Source organism: Arthrobacter citreus, assembly GCF_038405225.1.
Taxonomy (GTDB): Bacteria; Actinomycetota; Actinomycetes; order Actinomycetales; family Micrococcaceae; genus Arthrobacter_B; species Arthrobacter_B citreus_A.
The window spans coordinates 2,703,596-2,717,599 of sequence record NZ_CP151657.1 but is presented as its reverse complement, the minus strand read 5'-3'; the positions used below and the strand labels follow the sequence as shown (position 1 = coordinate 2,717,599).

The 14,004-nt window shown below is 65.2% G+C and carries 14 protein-coding genes and 1 pseudogene; 6 read left to right on the top strand and 9 right to left on the bottom strand.

Annotated elements, in window-relative coordinates; genetic code table 11:
- Positions 1 to 341 precede the first annotated feature (341 nt).
- The 3 genes from AAE021_RS12530 to AAE021_RS12520 all read right to left on the bottom strand — a co-directional run bounded on the left by AAE021_RS12530 (position 342) and on the right by AAE021_RS12520 (position 2,422).
- The gene (locus tag AAE021_RS12530; protein WP_342022670.1) at positions 342 to 779 is read right to left on the bottom strand and encodes a nitroreductase family deazaflavin-dependent oxidoreductase; all 438 of its coding nucleotides are present in this window, start codon (positions 777 to 779) and stop codon (positions 342 to 344) included.
- Positions 780 to 931: 152 nt separating this feature from the next.
- Entirely contained in the window at positions 932 to 1,621 is a 690-nt protein-coding gene (locus AAE021_RS12525) for a hypothetical protein (protein ID WP_342022669.1), read from the bottom strand.
- A gap of 129 nt (positions 1,622 to 1,750) precedes the next feature.
- A complete protein-coding gene (locus AAE021_RS12520; protein ID WP_342022668.1) occupies positions 1,751 to 2,422 on the bottom strand; it encodes a TetR/AcrR family transcriptional regulator in 672 nt (223 codons plus the stop codon).
- A gap of 274 nt (positions 2,423 to 2,696) precedes the next feature.
- On the opposite strand from AAE021_RS12520, the gene AAE021_RS12515 reads away from it, so the two are divergent.
- Complete coding sequence (locus AAE021_RS12515; protein ID WP_342022667.1) at positions 2,697 to 3,656, top strand: NAD(P)-dependent alcohol dehydrogenase; 960 nt, start codon at positions 2,697 to 2,699, stop codon at positions 3,654 to 3,656.
- Positions 3,657 to 3,744: 88 nt separating this feature from the next.
- Here the strand turns inward: AAE021_RS12515 and AAE021_RS12510 are convergent, their stop codons facing one another.
- Positions 3,745 to 4,182 (bottom strand): nitroreductase family deazaflavin-dependent oxidoreductase, encoded by a 438-nt coding sequence (locus AAE021_RS12510; RefSeq protein ID WP_342022666.1) that lies wholly within the window; start codon positions 4,180 to 4,182, stop codon positions 3,745 to 3,747.
- 113 nt (positions 4,183 to 4,295) lie between these two features.
- On the opposite strand from AAE021_RS12510, the gene AAE021_RS12505 reads away from it, so the two are divergent.
- Positions 4,296 to 4,832 carry a hypothetical protein gene (locus tag AAE021_RS12505; protein ID WP_342022665.1) on the top strand — a complete coding sequence of 179 codons (537 nt, stop codon included), beginning with the start codon at positions 4,296 to 4,298 and terminating at the stop codon, positions 4,830 to 4,832.
- A gap of 80 nt (positions 4,833 to 4,912) precedes the next feature.
- Here the strand turns inward: AAE021_RS12505 and AAE021_RS12500 are convergent, their stop codons facing one another.
- Positions 4,913 to 6,226 (bottom strand): ABC transporter substrate-binding protein, encoded by a 1,314-nt coding sequence (locus AAE021_RS12500; RefSeq protein WP_342022664.1) that lies wholly within the window; start codon positions 6,224 to 6,226, stop codon positions 4,913 to 4,915.
- Between the two features lie 251 nt (positions 6,227 to 6,477).
- On the opposite strand from AAE021_RS12500, the gene AAE021_RS12495 reads away from it, so the two are divergent.
- Positions 6,478 to 8,601, top strand: coding sequence for a beta-galactosidase (locus tag AAE021_RS12495; RefSeq protein WP_342022663.1), 2,124 nt, complete (start codon positions 6,478 to 6,480; stop codon positions 8,599 to 8,601).
- A complete protein-coding gene (locus AAE021_RS12490) occupies positions 8,598 to 9,257 on the top strand; it encodes a hypothetical protein (protein WP_342022662.1) in 660 nt (219 codons plus the stop codon). The genes AAE021_RS12495 and AAE021_RS12490 overlap by 4 nt, the downstream gene beginning before the upstream one ends.
- A 22-nt stretch (positions 9,258 to 9,279) precedes the next feature.
- Here the strand turns inward: AAE021_RS12490 and AAE021_RS12485 are convergent, their stop codons facing one another.
- From AAE021_RS12485 to AAE021_RS18115, 3 genes and pseudogenes are all read right to left on the bottom strand, one after another.
- Entirely contained in the window at positions 9,280 to 9,780 is a 501-nt protein-coding gene (locus AAE021_RS12485; protein WP_342022661.1) for a hypothetical protein, read from the bottom strand.
- Between the two features lie 144 nt (positions 9,781 to 9,924).
- Complete coding sequence (locus AAE021_RS12480) at positions 9,925 to 10,155, bottom strand: SDR family oxidoreductase (protein WP_342022660.1); 231 nt, start codon at positions 10,153 to 10,155, stop codon at positions 9,925 to 9,927.
- A gap of 40 nt (positions 10,156 to 10,195) precedes the next feature.
- Positions 10,196 to 10,663: pseudogene (locus tag AAE021_RS18115) on the bottom strand (SDR family NAD(P)-dependent oxidoreductase); the annotation flags it as partial.
- A 132-nt stretch (positions 10,664 to 10,795) separates the two neighbouring features.
- Here AAE021_RS18115 and AAE021_RS12470 point away from each other — a divergent pair.
- Both AAE021_RS12470 and AAE021_RS12465 read left to right on the top strand, forming a co-directional pair.
- Positions 10,796 to 11,341 (top strand): hypothetical protein, encoded by a 546-nt coding sequence (locus tag AAE021_RS12470; RefSeq protein WP_342022658.1) that lies wholly within the window; start codon positions 10,796 to 10,798, stop codon positions 11,339 to 11,341.
- 158 nt (positions 11,342 to 11,499) lie between these two features.
- Positions 11,500 to 11,895: a hypothetical protein gene (locus AAE021_RS12465; RefSeq protein ID WP_342022657.1), complete on the top strand. Its 396-nt coding sequence runs from the start codon at positions 11,500 to 11,502 to the stop codon at positions 11,893 to 11,895.
- 55 nt (positions 11,896 to 11,950) lie between these two features.
- On the opposite strand, the gene AAE021_RS12460 is transcribed toward AAE021_RS12465, so the two are convergent.
- On the bottom strand, positions 11,951 to 13,984 hold the full coding sequence (locus AAE021_RS12460) for an ABC transporter ATP-binding protein (protein WP_342022656.1): 2,034 nt from the start codon (positions 13,982 to 13,984) through the stop codon (positions 11,951 to 11,953).
- Between the last annotated feature and the right edge of the window lie 20 nt (positions 13,985 to 14,004).

Sequence of the window (14,004 nt, the reverse complement as noted above, 5' to 3'; positions counted from 1 at the left end):
CGGATTGTTCAACAATCTGGCCGGATGTTGCGCGGCTGCGGTGTGCTCGTGTGGAAATTCCTCCATTGTCTGCAGAACCAATCGGGCTGGGAAGGAGTCTGGCTCCTGTTGAAGGGACTCCCGAATCAGACGGTGGTTCCAGCCGCCAATCCCGCGACGAGGACCTGACTGTTGCCGATTCCTCCTCCGCTTTGGGTTAATTCGACCGTTTTGGGTTTCTGCTGCCACTGCGCAACGGCAGCAGAAACCCACAATGGCAGGGAAATTCCAAAACGGCAGCAGAACAACGACGACGGCGGAGCCCCAGGGCGCCCGCTGTCGTCGTTTGCGTTTGTTAAGGGCTAGTCCATCCGTTCCAGCACAAACACCGGGATCTGCCGCTCCGTCCGCTTCTGGTAGTCCGCGTACGGCGGGTAGGCCTGCATTGCCCGGTCCCACCAGAGCGCCCTTTCCTCGCCGGTGACCTCGCGGGCACGCATGTCCCATTTCTGCGGGCCGTCCTGCAGCTCCACATGCGGGTTGGCCTTGACGTTGTAGTACCAGACCGGGTTCTTCGGTGCACCGCCCAGGGAGGCGACGACGGCGTAGTCGCCGTCATGCTCGACCCGCATCAGCGGCGTCTTGCGCAGCTTGCCCGACTTCGCACCGACCGTGGTCAGCAGGACGACCGGCCGGCCGCGGAGGCTGGTGCCCATCCTGCCGCCGGATTTTTCGATCAGTGCCACCTGGGCGCGGGAGAACTTGCTGGAACTGGGGGCATATTCACCGGTAAGAGGCATAGGAACCAGTCAACTCTGTGCCCGCGCCGGCGTCCATAGCCCGCAGATTGGAGAAACAACGCGCCTAGCGGAGGCCCCGGGCCGAACGTGTAGCTTTGCCCCATGATCACCATCCACCCTTTCGGCAGGCCCCCGGGAATTCGGCGTTTCACCTAGGCGAAGTCGACACCCAGGCCGCCATTGCTGCCCGACCTGGCGAGAGACTGTCGCAGGTCTGAACCCTCCGGCAGCGGCCAGCGCTGGTCGCGGACCGCCGCGCTCTCCGTGGCCAGCGCCATCAGCCGGCGGAGAATGCGGAGGAAGACAAAGACCAGTACCGCGGAAACCACCGCCAGCCCGAGCATAAAATGGCCCAGGGACAGGTCCTCCGGATCCCGGCTGAAGTAGATGGCGGCTGCCGCAACACCGCCGGCCAGCGTGCTCAGGGACGCCCAGCACAGGACCGCCGTGGCTGCTGCTTCCCAGGGATGTGCGTCCTTGAGAAACCACCTCATTTGCCGGTCGCTGGGCCTGTTCGGGTCGGCTCCCGTGCTGCCGGCCGCGAGGTGCAGATCCCGCCGGCCCGCTGCAGCCCACGCCGAATACACCATGGCAAGTGGAATCGTGGATGCAGCCAAGGCGGCCAGAGCACCCAAGGCAACCGGGTTCCACCGTTCTGTCACGGCTTGGGGAAGCCCGATGACGCTGTTTTCATCCAGGAGCAACACGACGGCCCAGAGGATCAGGGCAACCGCCACGGCCAGGGCAGGGACAGCGAAAACCGCCAGAGTAAGCCCCAGGTTCCGGCACCTTCTGCTCAAGGGGAAGCTGGTGGGAGTCTGGACCTCAAATACTTTTCTCATTTCCGCTGAGGGTAGCAGCCCTGCCCGGGGTCAAGCGGAAACCACGGAAGTGAACTTGCTCCTCCCAATGACGGCCGCATCATGACACCCATGCCGTCACATTTAAACTCGGTTCAATAATCCGAGGGTTTATTGCGTTAGCAGGCCGGTCAGGCCGTCGAGGATGATGCGAAGTCCCACCCCGAATTCGGCGCCAAACCTGTAGTCCGGCTGTGTGGCGCGGTCCGTCGCCATCTCCGCCAGGTAGGGCAGCTCGCCGGCCGGGATGGAGCGGGCCATGGCCTGCACAATCTGTGGATCCGCGTCGGGCACGCCAACCGGCAGCCCGGCCTCCTGCAGCGCGAAACCGTAGATGTAGCTGTCCAGCAGGGCATAGGCATGACCGGCCGCGTCCAGCGAAAAGCCCGCCCGGCGCAGTACGCCAAGTGTCGCGTCGTGGTGGCGCAGGTTGGCGGCGCCCGGCGTCGTGCGCGTTTCCATCAGGCCCACCGCCCACGGGTGGCGGGACAGCGCGGCCCGCATGCCGTGGGCGCGGGTCTCCATGGCTGCACGCCATCCCTCAGCGGCTTCGGAGGGAATCTCCACCTCGGAAAAGACCAGGTCGACGAGCCCGTCCAGAATCTCTTCCTTGTTGGCCACGTGATGGTAGATCGACATCGGCTGCACCGAAAGATCCGAGGCCAGGGCGCGCATGGTCAGGGAGCCGAGCCCGCCGTCGTCGGCAATGCGGGCGGCAGCCTGGAGCACCCGCTCGCGGGTCAGTGGCTGGCGGGGGTACGCGGAAGCGTTGGCGGAAGTCATTGCGGGCAACTCTACCGCTGCCTTACGTTGTAAGGTACCGTCCCACTTACAAAGTAAGGCTGATGTGTTCCAGTAGGAACTTCCGCGAAAGGACCGACCCGCCATGTCCCGCACGTCACGCACTTCCGACAACGCTCCACCGTTCGCTCTGCCAACTCCGCCTGTCACTCCAGCAGCTTTTGTGGCAGCCCCAACGGCGTCGCCAGCGAGTCCGTCATCGGCCGTTTCGCCGCCCGCTTCGTCATCTGCCGGTCTGCCGGCTTCAACGCCTGCAGTGCTTCAAACCGGTTACGGCGGCCCGGAGGTCCTGCGCCTGGCCGAGCATCCACTTCCTCAGTTGGGGGATGCAGAAGTGCTCGTGCAGGTACACGCCGCCGGGCTGGCCCGCGCCGCCTGGCACATGATGACGGGCAAACCGTATCTGCTCCGCGCCGCGGTCGGGCTGCGCCGGCCCCGTCAGCCGGTGATGGGTCACAACCTCGCCGGCACCGTGGCCGCCGTCGGAGCCAACGTCACCCGTTTCCGTGTTGGGGATGAGGTGTATGGAATCGGCCGGGGCACCTTTGCCGGTTTTTCTGCTGCACCCGAGGAGAAGCTGGCCCTCAAGCCCGCCGGTCTGGACTTCGAACAGGCGGCAGTGGTTCCGCTGTCAGGGCTGACTGCGCTGCAGGCCCTGGACGCCGCCAAGGTAGCCCCGGGGATGAAGGTCCTGGTGCTGGGAGCCGCCGGCGGCGTCGGCAGTTTCGCAGTGCAGATGGCCAGGGCGGCCGGGGCCGAGGTCACCGGAGCGTGCAGTGCCGGCAAGGCGGAGTTCGTCCGTTCGCTGGGGGCGGCGGTGACCATTGACTACACGCGGGAGGACTTCGCCGCTGCCGGACCGCGGTTCGACGCGATTATCGACGTCGGCGGCAACCCGTCTCCGGCCCGACTGCGCCGCGCTCTGGCGCCCGGCGGCACGGCCGTGCTTGCCGGCGGGGAGGGAGGCAACAGGCTGACCGGAAGCATCTTTGAACGGCAGGGTGGCGGTGCGTTCCTGTCACTATTCGGCAACCGCCGGCTGACCGGGCTGATGTGCCGGGAGAACGGTAAGGACCTCGAGCGCATTTCGGCCATGATCGAGGCAGGTGAGGTGGTGCCGCGCGTTGACGGCCGGTATCGGCTGGCCGACGTCGCCGAGGCCATGCGGCGGCTGGAGTCCGGCCGGGTGTGCGGCAACGTCGTCCTGGTTCCGTGAGCTTCCTGCCTCAAAACATTGACGACGGCGGAGCCCGGGGGCGCCGCCGTCGTCGTTTGCGTTAGAACGCGGTTTCGTTGATGAAGGGCTAGTCCATCCGCTCCAGGACAAACACCGGGATCTCCCGGTCGGTGTTGGCCTGGTAATCGGCGTACGGGGGATACGCCGCCACGGCACGCTCCCACCAGGCGGCCTTCTCTTCGCCGGTGATTTCGCGGGCACGCATGTCCCACTTCTGCGGCCCGTCCTGCAGCTCGACGTGCGGATTGGCCAGGATGTTGAAGTACCAGACGGGGTGCTTGGGCGCACCGCCGAGGGATGCGACGACGGCGTAGTCACCGTTGTGCTCCACCCGCATCAGCGGGGTCTTGCGGAGTTTTCCGGACTTGGCGCCGACAGTGGTCAGCAGGACGACTGGGCGTCCGCCGAGGGTGGTGCCCTCGGTGCCGCCGGAACTTTCGATCAGCTCGGCCTGTTCGCGGGCGCGCTTGCTGGAACTGGGGGCATATTCACCGGTAAGAGGCATGGCACCAGTCAACCCTGTGGCCGCGCACACGTCCAGTTGCGCAGTTGCCGGACAGTGCGCCACTTACGGCTGCCGAACCGGACGCCTTGGGGCCGGTGTGTAGCCTTTGCCTGATGGACACCGTGAACCCTTTCGATGCACGCCCGGGAATGTCACGCCAGTACGTGATCGGGCGGGGCATTTTTATGACCGCGGCCTACGCGATGCTGGCCATCATCCTGGTGATGTTCATTTCGGGGCTCCTGGCCGGCGGCCAGTTCGGACCCACCAGCGACATCAAATGGGACGTAATCCTTCCATGGCCGGCGGTGTGGATCCCGGCCTGGCTGGTGATCGCGGTGTGTCTGCTCCCGCCAATAGGAGTTCTCGTCCTGGCACCGAAGGCCCGGTGGGAGGAGGCCCCGGATTTCCTCATGTTCCTGGCCATGACGGCGCTCCTTTTCATCCTCATGCCGTTCGGGCTGTCCAGAATGTATCCGGATGCCGGCGGTGCGGTGTTTAACGACCGCTATCCCGAATTCGGTATGGCGCACCACTGGCTCGGTGCGCTGGCGCAGATTATCACGCTGCCCATCTTGGGGATCCGGATGGCGATTCTGGTTCCCGCCTACAACGCCGCCGTACGCAGAAGCAGGCAAGGTCTCTCCTGAGGAAGGCCTCGCGCGGCGGGAGCCCGGGACATACCGTCCAGGGCTCCCGCTGCGTGATTCTCAGGGATTCCGTTAGGTCCTTAGCCGATCAGGGACTCGATCTCCCCGGTCATCTGCTCCGCGGCCTCCTCCGGGGTCAGGTTTCCGAAGAGCACCTCTGAGGCGTAACGGTTCACCAGCAGCTGGACCCCCGATGCGCCAACCGGTGCCGGCCGGGGAGAGGTCTCCAGATCCGGCTCCACTTCCTCCAGGAAGGACATGACCTCGCTGTCGGACTCGCTGATCACCGGTTCAATGGCGGCGCGCATGTCCGGGTTCACCGGCACGCCACGGTCCAGCAGCAGCTTCTCGGCCGCCTCCGCGTTGTTGGCCAGGTAATTCACGAACTCCCCGGCCGCATCCTGGTAATCGGAGGCGGCAGAGACGGACCAGTACATGGAGGCCTTGAAGAACATGCCGCTGTCCTCGGCCTTGCCGGTGGACGACGGCGCGCGGAGCATCGTGATGTCGCTGCCGGAGGCCTCCTCCAGGGCACCGAGCTGGTTGGACCAGTACCAGTCCATGGCGGCGCGGTTGTTCGGGAAGCTGGCCGATTCCAGGGTGCCGGCCTGATCCTCCACCGCCTGCGCGGCGGTGCTTCCGCCGCCGTCGTCGCGCACCTTGAGCAGGTGCTCAAACCAGGAGACGGCATTGGCGTTGTCATAGCCGATGCCCTCGCCGTCCTGGTTGTACAGGGACTCGCCCTGCTGGCGGAGCCAGATGTTCAGGTCCACGTCCAGAGCTCCGTAGTCGGTGCCGGAGACGCCGTCGAGCTTGCTGCTGACCTCTTTGGAAATGCGGTAGTAGTCATCCCAGGTCCAGGTGGAATCATCGGGCAGCGGCACTCCGGCCTGGTCAAAGAGGTCCTTGTTGGCCATGACCACGTAGACGTTGCGGCCGGTGCTCAGCCCGTACAGGCCGTCCTCGTATTTGCCGGAGTTCAGTGTGGATTCGTCGAACTTGGACAGGTCCAGCCCCTTCAGGGTGCTGAGATCGGCGAGGGCCCCGCGTCCGGCGTACTCCTGCAGGTACTGCTCGTCCATGGTGATGATGTCCGCTGCGTCGCCGCCCGCCGTCGTCGTCGCCAACCGGTCCCAGTATCCGTTCCAGTCCCCGAACTGGCCCTCCACGGTGATGGCCGGATTGGATGCCTCGAAGCTGTCGATGATGGCCTGGTTTGCTTGGTGGCGCGGATCCGAACCCCACCAGGAAAAGGCCAGTCCGGCAGGATTCTCCTCGGAATACTCAGTGCTGGCGCCGTCGCTTCCGCCGCAGGCCGTCAGGCCCGCGGCCAGGGCCACGGCCAGGGTGACGGCGGCGGCGAGGGGACGTCTGCGCGGGGAGAACTTCTTCATGCAAATCCTGCTTCCTGCTGGGTCTGGGCACCGGACGGACGCGCTGCGTACCGCCGGATTTCCGCTAATCGATGGGGTGGAAAGCGATTTCCGACTGCCTCGAAAGTAGCGCGGCAAAACGTGACCGTCAACACAGCCGACGCACCCCATGTGGCCGGCGTCACCGTCTTGACGCTTCAGTGGTCAGGCCATAGCGTGGACGGAAACCGATTTCCGCCGCTGCTGTTCCGCGGATCCCTGAAAGGCCCGGCATGACCGAAACCACCCATCACCGCTGGATCCGCTGGCCCGACGGCGGGCAGCCGCGGCAGCTCGGTTTCGGAGCCGACTACAACCCCGAGCAGTGGCCGCGGGAAGTCTGGGACGAGGATGTCCGGCTGATGCGCGAAGCCGGTGTGAACATCGTGTCCCTGGCCATCTTTTCCTGGGCCCGGATCCAGCCGGCGGCGGACTCCTGGGACTTCAGCTGGCTCGATGACATCATGGACCTGCTGCACGCCAACGGCATCGCCGTTGATCTGGCCACGGCCACGGCTTCCCCGCCGCCGTGGCTGACCGCCGCACATCCGGAAATCCTCCCCGTGGACAGGGAAGGCCGGACCGTGTGGCCCGGGGGCCGCCAGCACTGGCGGCCCACCTCGCCGGTGTTCCGCGAGCACGCCCTGGCGCTGGTCTCGGCCATGGCGGAGCGGTACGGTTCGCATCCGGCGCTGGCTGCCTGGCACGTGAACAATGAGCTGGGCTGCCACAACGTGTACGACTTCTCGGACGACGCCGCCGGGGCCTTCCGCCGCTGGCTGCAGGACCGTTACGGGACCATCGGGGCCCTCAATGACGCCTGGGGCACCGCCTTCTGGTCCCAGCAGTACGGCGACTGGGAGCAGATCCTGCCGCCGCGGCTGGCCGCCACGCATCCGAACCCCACGCAGCAGCTGGACTTCAAGCGCTTCTCCTCGGATGTGCTCAAGGACTACCTGCGCGCGGAATCGGAGATCCTGCGCCGGGCCACCGATGTCCCCGTCACCACCAATTTCATGGTCTCCACGGGCATTCCGGGCATGGACTACGCGGACTGGGCCGCCGACGTCGACTTCGTTGCCAATGACCACTATGTCCGCCCCGGCCCGCAGGCGATGGACGAGCTGTCCTTCTCCGCCAACCGCACCGGCAACATCGCCGGCGGAAAGCCGTGGTTCCTGATGGAGCACTCCACGAGCGCGGTCAACTGGCAGCCGATCAACTTCGCGAAAAAACCGGGCGAACTGGCCCGTGACTCCCTCACCCATGTGGCTCATGGCGCCGACGCCGTCTGCTTCTTCCAGTGGCGGCAGTCGTCCCGCGGCGCGGAAAAGTTCCACTCCGCCATGGTTCCGCATGCCGGGGAGGACAGCGACATGTTCCGCTCGGTCACAGCGCTGGGGCGCACCCTGGAACAGCTCGCCCCGATCACCGGATCCGTCCGGCGCCCGGCCCGGGCCGCCATTGTTTTTGACTGGACCAGCTGGGTGGCCAGCGAGCAGGACTCCCACCCCACCTCCCGGTTCAACTACCACCAGGAGGCGCTGGACTGGTATTCGGCGTTCCTGGCCCTCGGCGTGCGGGCCGACGTCGTGCCCCTTGAAACGAATCTGGCGAATTACGACGTCGTCATCACCCCCGGCCTGTACCTGCTGACCGCCGGCGGCGCGGCACGGCTGACCGAATATGTGAATGCCGGCGGGAACCTGGTGACCACGTACTTCTCGGGAATCGTGAACGAGCATGACCATGCGTGGCTCGGCGGCTATCCCGGCCCGCTGCGCGATCTGCTGGGCATCCGGATCCAGGAATTCGGCCCGCTGGACGACGGCGAGACGGCCGGGCTGGACAACGGACTCACCGGCACGCTGTGGACGGACCGGATTGACGTGACCGATGAAGCCACTGAGGTGCTGGCCAGTTATAAGACCGGAAACCAGGCCGGCCGGGCCGCGATCACGCGCCGGCGGGCAGGCGCGGGCTCGGCCGCCTATGTCTCGACCCGGCTCGGCGCCACCGGACTGGAACCGGTGCTGGCGCAGCTGCTGGCCGCCGCCGGCGTTGGGTCGGAGCTGCCGGAAGCGCTGCGCGGAAAGGTGGAGCTGGCCATCCGGCAGAACGGCGACGCAGAGTTCTGGTTCCTGGTGAACCGCACGGCCGACGCCGTGGACCTCGCCGGTCTGGAGGGACAGCGGCTGGCCGCTGCCAGGGACGGCGAAGAGCACGACGGCGGCGGGGAGGACGGCGAAGAGGACGACGGCGGAACGGGTGGCGGGCGCAACGGCCGGCTGGCCCCGCGCGGCGTCGCGGTCCTGGCCCGAAACCGGATTTTCGACGGAACGGGAAGCAGTCGATGAACCGGCGTCAGCGCGGAATGGTCCGCCGGGCCGCGCGCAACGGCAGCGGTCCCGTGCAGCAGGAGACGGCGCCGCTGCGTTGGCCCGGTGCCGCCAACACGTTCACTCTGCTGGGTGCGGTTCTGACCACGGGACTGCTGGTGACAGCGGGTTCGCTGTTCGTCATCACCCTTCCGAGCGCGCTGGCCGCCGGCATCCGGCACCTGCGCCGCAGTCTCAAGGGGGACGTTGCCCCCATGGGGCGGTTCTGGCGGGAGCTGCTCAAGGCACTGCCCGGCGGGCTGCTGGTCGGAGTGGCCGCCACCGCTGCCGCATTGCTGCTGGCGCTGAACATTTCCCTGGCTTCCAGCGGAGCCCTGCCCGGGGGAGTCGTCGTGGCTGGGGCCAGCTGGGCGGTGCTGGCCGTCGTCGCACTCCTGGTTGTGAGCATTGCCGGACGCTGGACGCCCGAGGCGGGCTGGCGAGGGATCGTCCGTCCGACGGCGGCTGAGCTGTCCTCGGATCCGGTGGGGGCCCTCTTTATCCTGGCTTCGGTGGCGTTCACCGTGCTGGTGGCGCGGCAGTTCTTCCCGCTCATTATTCCGGCGCTGGGCTGCGTGGCTCTGGCCGTGGTTGCTGCGCCCGAGCGGCGCGCAGCCGCGGACCCGCAGCAGTAAAGAGCGGGGCGGGCCAGTACCCCTAGGTGCGGGCCTGGACGAGGTTGGCGAACGGCAACCTGCCATGCAGCTGGATGAACTCCGTCTGGTAAGCTGCCAGGGCCGCATTGAGTTCGTCGGCCGGCAATTCCTTCCACGCCACGAGCAGGGACTCGGCGTCCGCAAGCTGCCAGATCAACCGGCCTTCCCAGTGGCCCGGCGGCCGTCCGTTGCCAAAGTCCAGAAACTCGGAGATCTGGCGCCGCAGCCCGCGGTTGCCCTTGCTGCCGGGGCTGGCCTTGCCGAAGAACAGGACGTCGGCATCCGGAACCCACCGCTCGGAAAGCTCGGTCCGGGGCAGCGAAGGATTCTTCTTCTTGAAGGTCCCGGCTGTGCTTGCCGCGAGGAAACGCGGTTCAAACCCCTGCGGCCGCAGTACGGCGAAGATTCCTTGGTGCTGCGGGATCCGGATGGTCTCCAGTGTTTCAATGGGCCGGAACCCGGTGAATCCGTCAGCAGTGAGTGACTTCTTGTTCAACGGCATCGGGTTCCTTGGAGCTGAGTGTAGGGAGCAGACGCATCCCGGACGGGGAAAATCGCCCCTTCGATGGTACCCGGCTGGGCCTCACAGTCCGGAGCAGCACGGGACCGGAGCATCGATGTCCGGGGCGGGCAGCTGGGCAGATGTTTACGCCGCACCGCCGTTGGCGTAGAGCACCTGACCGTTAATCCACCGCCCGGGCCCGGCGAGAAAAGCGACCACCTCGGCAATGTCCTCCGGCGTGCCGAGCCGTTCCATTGGATTGAGCCCGGCAATGGCATCGATCTGGTCCTGGGATTTGCCGTTGAAAAAGAGGGGAGTGGCAGTCGGTCCCGGTGAGATGGCGTTGACCGTGATGTCCCGTCCGCGCCAGTTCACGGGCCAGGATCAGCGTCATTGCTTCCACCGCGCCCTTGGATGCTGCATACGCCCCGTATCCCGGCAGCTGCAAACGGGTGACCGACGTGGAGAAATTGATGATGGCGCCGCCGGCACGCAGATGGCGGGCAGCCAGCTGATTAACAATGAAGGTGCCCCGGACGTTGGTCCGCTGGATCCGGTCAAAGGTCTTCAAGTCCATTTCGGCGATGGGGCCCAGGGGCATGATGCCTGCGGTGTGAACCAGTACGTCAACGCCGCCAAACGCAGCGTCGGCTTCGACAAACATCTGCTGCATCTTTCCCTCAGCCGCCACGTCAGCGCCGAAAACGACGGCGGTGCCGCCGGATTTGACGACGGCGTCGGCTGTTTCGCGCGCTGCATCACTGTTTCCGCTGTAGTGAACGAGGATGTTGGCGCCGTCGCGGGCGAGGCGAAGAGCGGCGGCCCGCCCGATGCCTCCGGATCCGCCGGTGATGATGACACTGCGCTGGGATGACGTGTTCATGGGGCCTCCGGACGGCGGATGACGAGGAAAAGGGCTTCGCTGCGTGTGCCCATTGTGCCTACCGGAGGCGGGTGCGTGTAGGGTGCCGGGCATAACCCTGAGCACCGCCAGCCAACCGGACAGGACACCTTCATGCCCGCACCGAGCGCCGCCGTCGACCACAAAGCAGACCACCGGGCTGACCGGACTGCTGATGCGGCCCTGCTGGCGGCGGTTTCCGGGGGAGCCTTGCTGGCCCTGCTCCGTGCCGCGGGAATGCCGGATCCGTTCCTTAATCTGTCTTTCCCGTTTTCCCTGCTGTGGGGTGCTGTGCCCGTGGTCCTCATCCTGGCGGCATACCTGCTCACCGCGGCGTCCGAGAACCGCGCCGGAATCCGCAGGCAACGCGGAGCCCTGGCCGCGCTGACCGGGCTGGCCGTTCTCTCCGTGCCCTTGACCGGTTTCGAGCTCATCTTCAGCCCTTGCTATGGGCTGGCCCTGATCGCGCTCGCCGTGCGCACCCGGGGAACACTTGCGGCGGCCACGGGTGTTCTGGTTTTGGCCGTGAGTCTGACGGTGGCACTCTTTGACGGAGTCAGCTCGGATCTGCAGGTCCTGGCGGCCTTTGCGCTGGTGGCTGTTGCGGGCGGGGTTGCTGTCACGAGGACTTGGCGGGAAACTGCGGCGGCCGTCCGGTAGCTGTCCGGCCACTGCCGCAGATGTTTCGGCGCGGCGGGAACCCCCGGTGACCTGCGTCGATGCGTGAACCTGAAAGAATGGAACTAACCGGCCGGTCGGCGTGCCTGCCGGAAATTACTGCCCAAACCGCCTCACGCCCGTGAAATGGAGCTCCACCCATGTCTTCTGATTCCTCCGCCCAGCCGTTCGGCGTTTCCGTAGCGGAACGCGTTACCGTCTATGGCGCGCAGGGTCGGCCGGAGGTTGCGGCATTCCTTCCCGAACACGCGTTCCTTGCCGAAGCGGGCGCGCTCATGCCGGCCGACGTCGTCATTCTGGTCGTGGGATCCTCAGCCGATCTCGCCCATGATCTGACCGGTGCCGCCGCTGCCGTGGAGTCCGGCGGCGTGCTGTGGGTGTGCTTCCCCACCGTGGCGGAGGAAGGCGGCAAGGAGCTGGACATCAACCGCGACACTGTCGCGTCGCTGCTGGAGACCAACCAGTGGCGTCCGCTGGCCGACGTCACCCTGAATGATAAGTGGTCCGCAGTGCGCGGCCAGCCGTCGGGGGAGTAGGGCGGTGGTGCCAGCAGTAACCCTGCTGGCACCATAGGGCTAATCCACGCTTGACCTATTTCAAAAGTTGGTCCTGGGCGAGCTCTCGGTACAGCGGGCTCCTGTCCAGAAGTTCTGCATGAGTGCCGACCGATACAACGTGTCCGGCTTCGAGGACGACAATTTGATCGGCATGAGCGACAGTAGCCAGCCGATGTGCCACAACTATTACTGTGCGGCTGGCGGCGGCAGACCAAATGGCGTCATGCAGGGCCCGTTCATTGCGCCCGTCCAGGCTGGCAGTTGGCTCGTCAAGTAACAGCAATTCAGTGTGGGACGCCAGAGCTCGTGCTATCGCCAAACGTTGGCGCTCGCCACCGGATAGGCCCGCTCCACCGTCGCCGACAGCAGCGTCGAGTCCGTCTGGATGCTCATCTATTCGCTGAAGCAAGTTCACTGACGCTAAGACTTCCCGACACCGGCGGTCAACCATGCCGGGACTGGCCAAGACGAGATTGTCCCTGACGGTGCCGGCCAGCACTGGCGCGTCCTGCTCGACATAACCTATCTGGCTCCGGAGAACAGCTTTGGGAATGGTCTGCAGATCCGCTCCCTCCAGACGGATAGTGCCGCTGTCCGGTTCGTAGAAGCGTTCGACAAGGGCCAGCAGCGTCGACTTCCCTGCCCCCGAGGGGCCGACGATTGCTGTGGTTGTGCCGGCAGCAACGGAAAAAGTAACGTCCCGCAGGACAGGCGCAGAATCACGATAGGAGAAGGTGACGCCATCGAACTCGATCAGCGGCACGGGGGTATTTCGATGTGGACCACTGACAGGTGCGTTCAAGCTGCGCGTAGTCGTCTGGACAGCTGCGTCGTGGTCGGTGCTTTCCACTGGAAGGTTGAGGATCTCCTGAATCCGGGCAAGCGCCCCTAAAGCGCTTCGGACCGTGATGACTGCACCAAACACATTGGCTAGTGGCATGAGCATCATGAACAAGAACAGTATGAAGGTCACCAGATCAGCCACAGACATCGTCCCTGCTGCAACCCGGAATCCACCAACACCCAGCACGGCCAGGAAGGAAACCTGGATGGCCAGTTGGCTGATTGGCCACAACACAGCCCCTACCTTTGCAGTCTGAACTCCATAGCTGTAAGCGGCCTGCGCTTCTTGGCCCAGGCTGTGTTCTTCACGTTCGGTGGCTCCTGCAGCTCTGATGGTCCGGACTCCTGACAGGGCACGTTCCACACCCGAGGCAACCCGGCCAACAGCTTCCTGGGAAGCCTGAGTCAAGGCCTGGATCCGCGCACTGGCAATGACGACGGTGACCACAGCGATTCCCACCACCCCTAAGGTGATGCCCAACAGCACCAGATCCAAGAAAGCCATCGCAATCAGAGAACCGGCAAAGACCAACAGCCCACCGAGGGCGTCAACGAGGCCGCCCGTAAGAGCCGCGCGCACCATGGTGGTGTCTGATCCGACCCGTGAAACCAGATCGCCCACCCTGCGCGCGTCGTACTCCTCGATAGGCATCCACAGCAATTTGTGCAGCAGCCGACGTCTCGCGCTAAGCACCACGCCCTCAGCAGTACGTTCAAGTAGGTACAGTTGAAAAGCTCCGAGGAGGCCGGAACCCACCACCAGCCCGATGAGAACCAGCACTGCGGTGTAGTTGGTTTCCCCAGCGCTTACGCCCGTGATGGCTTGGTTCACGACCAGCGGCTGCCCAAGACTGAGCGCAGCACCGACCAGGGAGATGACCACGGCGAGGGCGAGGACCGGCAGATGTTCACGCAGGTAAACCATTAGGTCCCGCAGGTCTGCGGGCGGCGGTTGGGAGACCGGTTTTTTAGGCACGCTGCCACCCTCCCGGACTGCAAGCCCGCTCCTGAGTGTTGTCCACCATTTCCCACCTCTTAGACGTTGCTTGGTTGTGGATCGATAATCAGCTTTCTCGGCGCTCCAGCGGCCTCCGCTAATCACCAGTCGAACAGCTGGGAACACCGGACAAATAATGCAGATCGCATAGGTAATTCCGGCGACGGGACTGATACGAACCTTTTCTATCACCTGACAGCATAAAATCACAGAGCTTGCCTGAATCATGCACAGATCTTTTTCGGGAC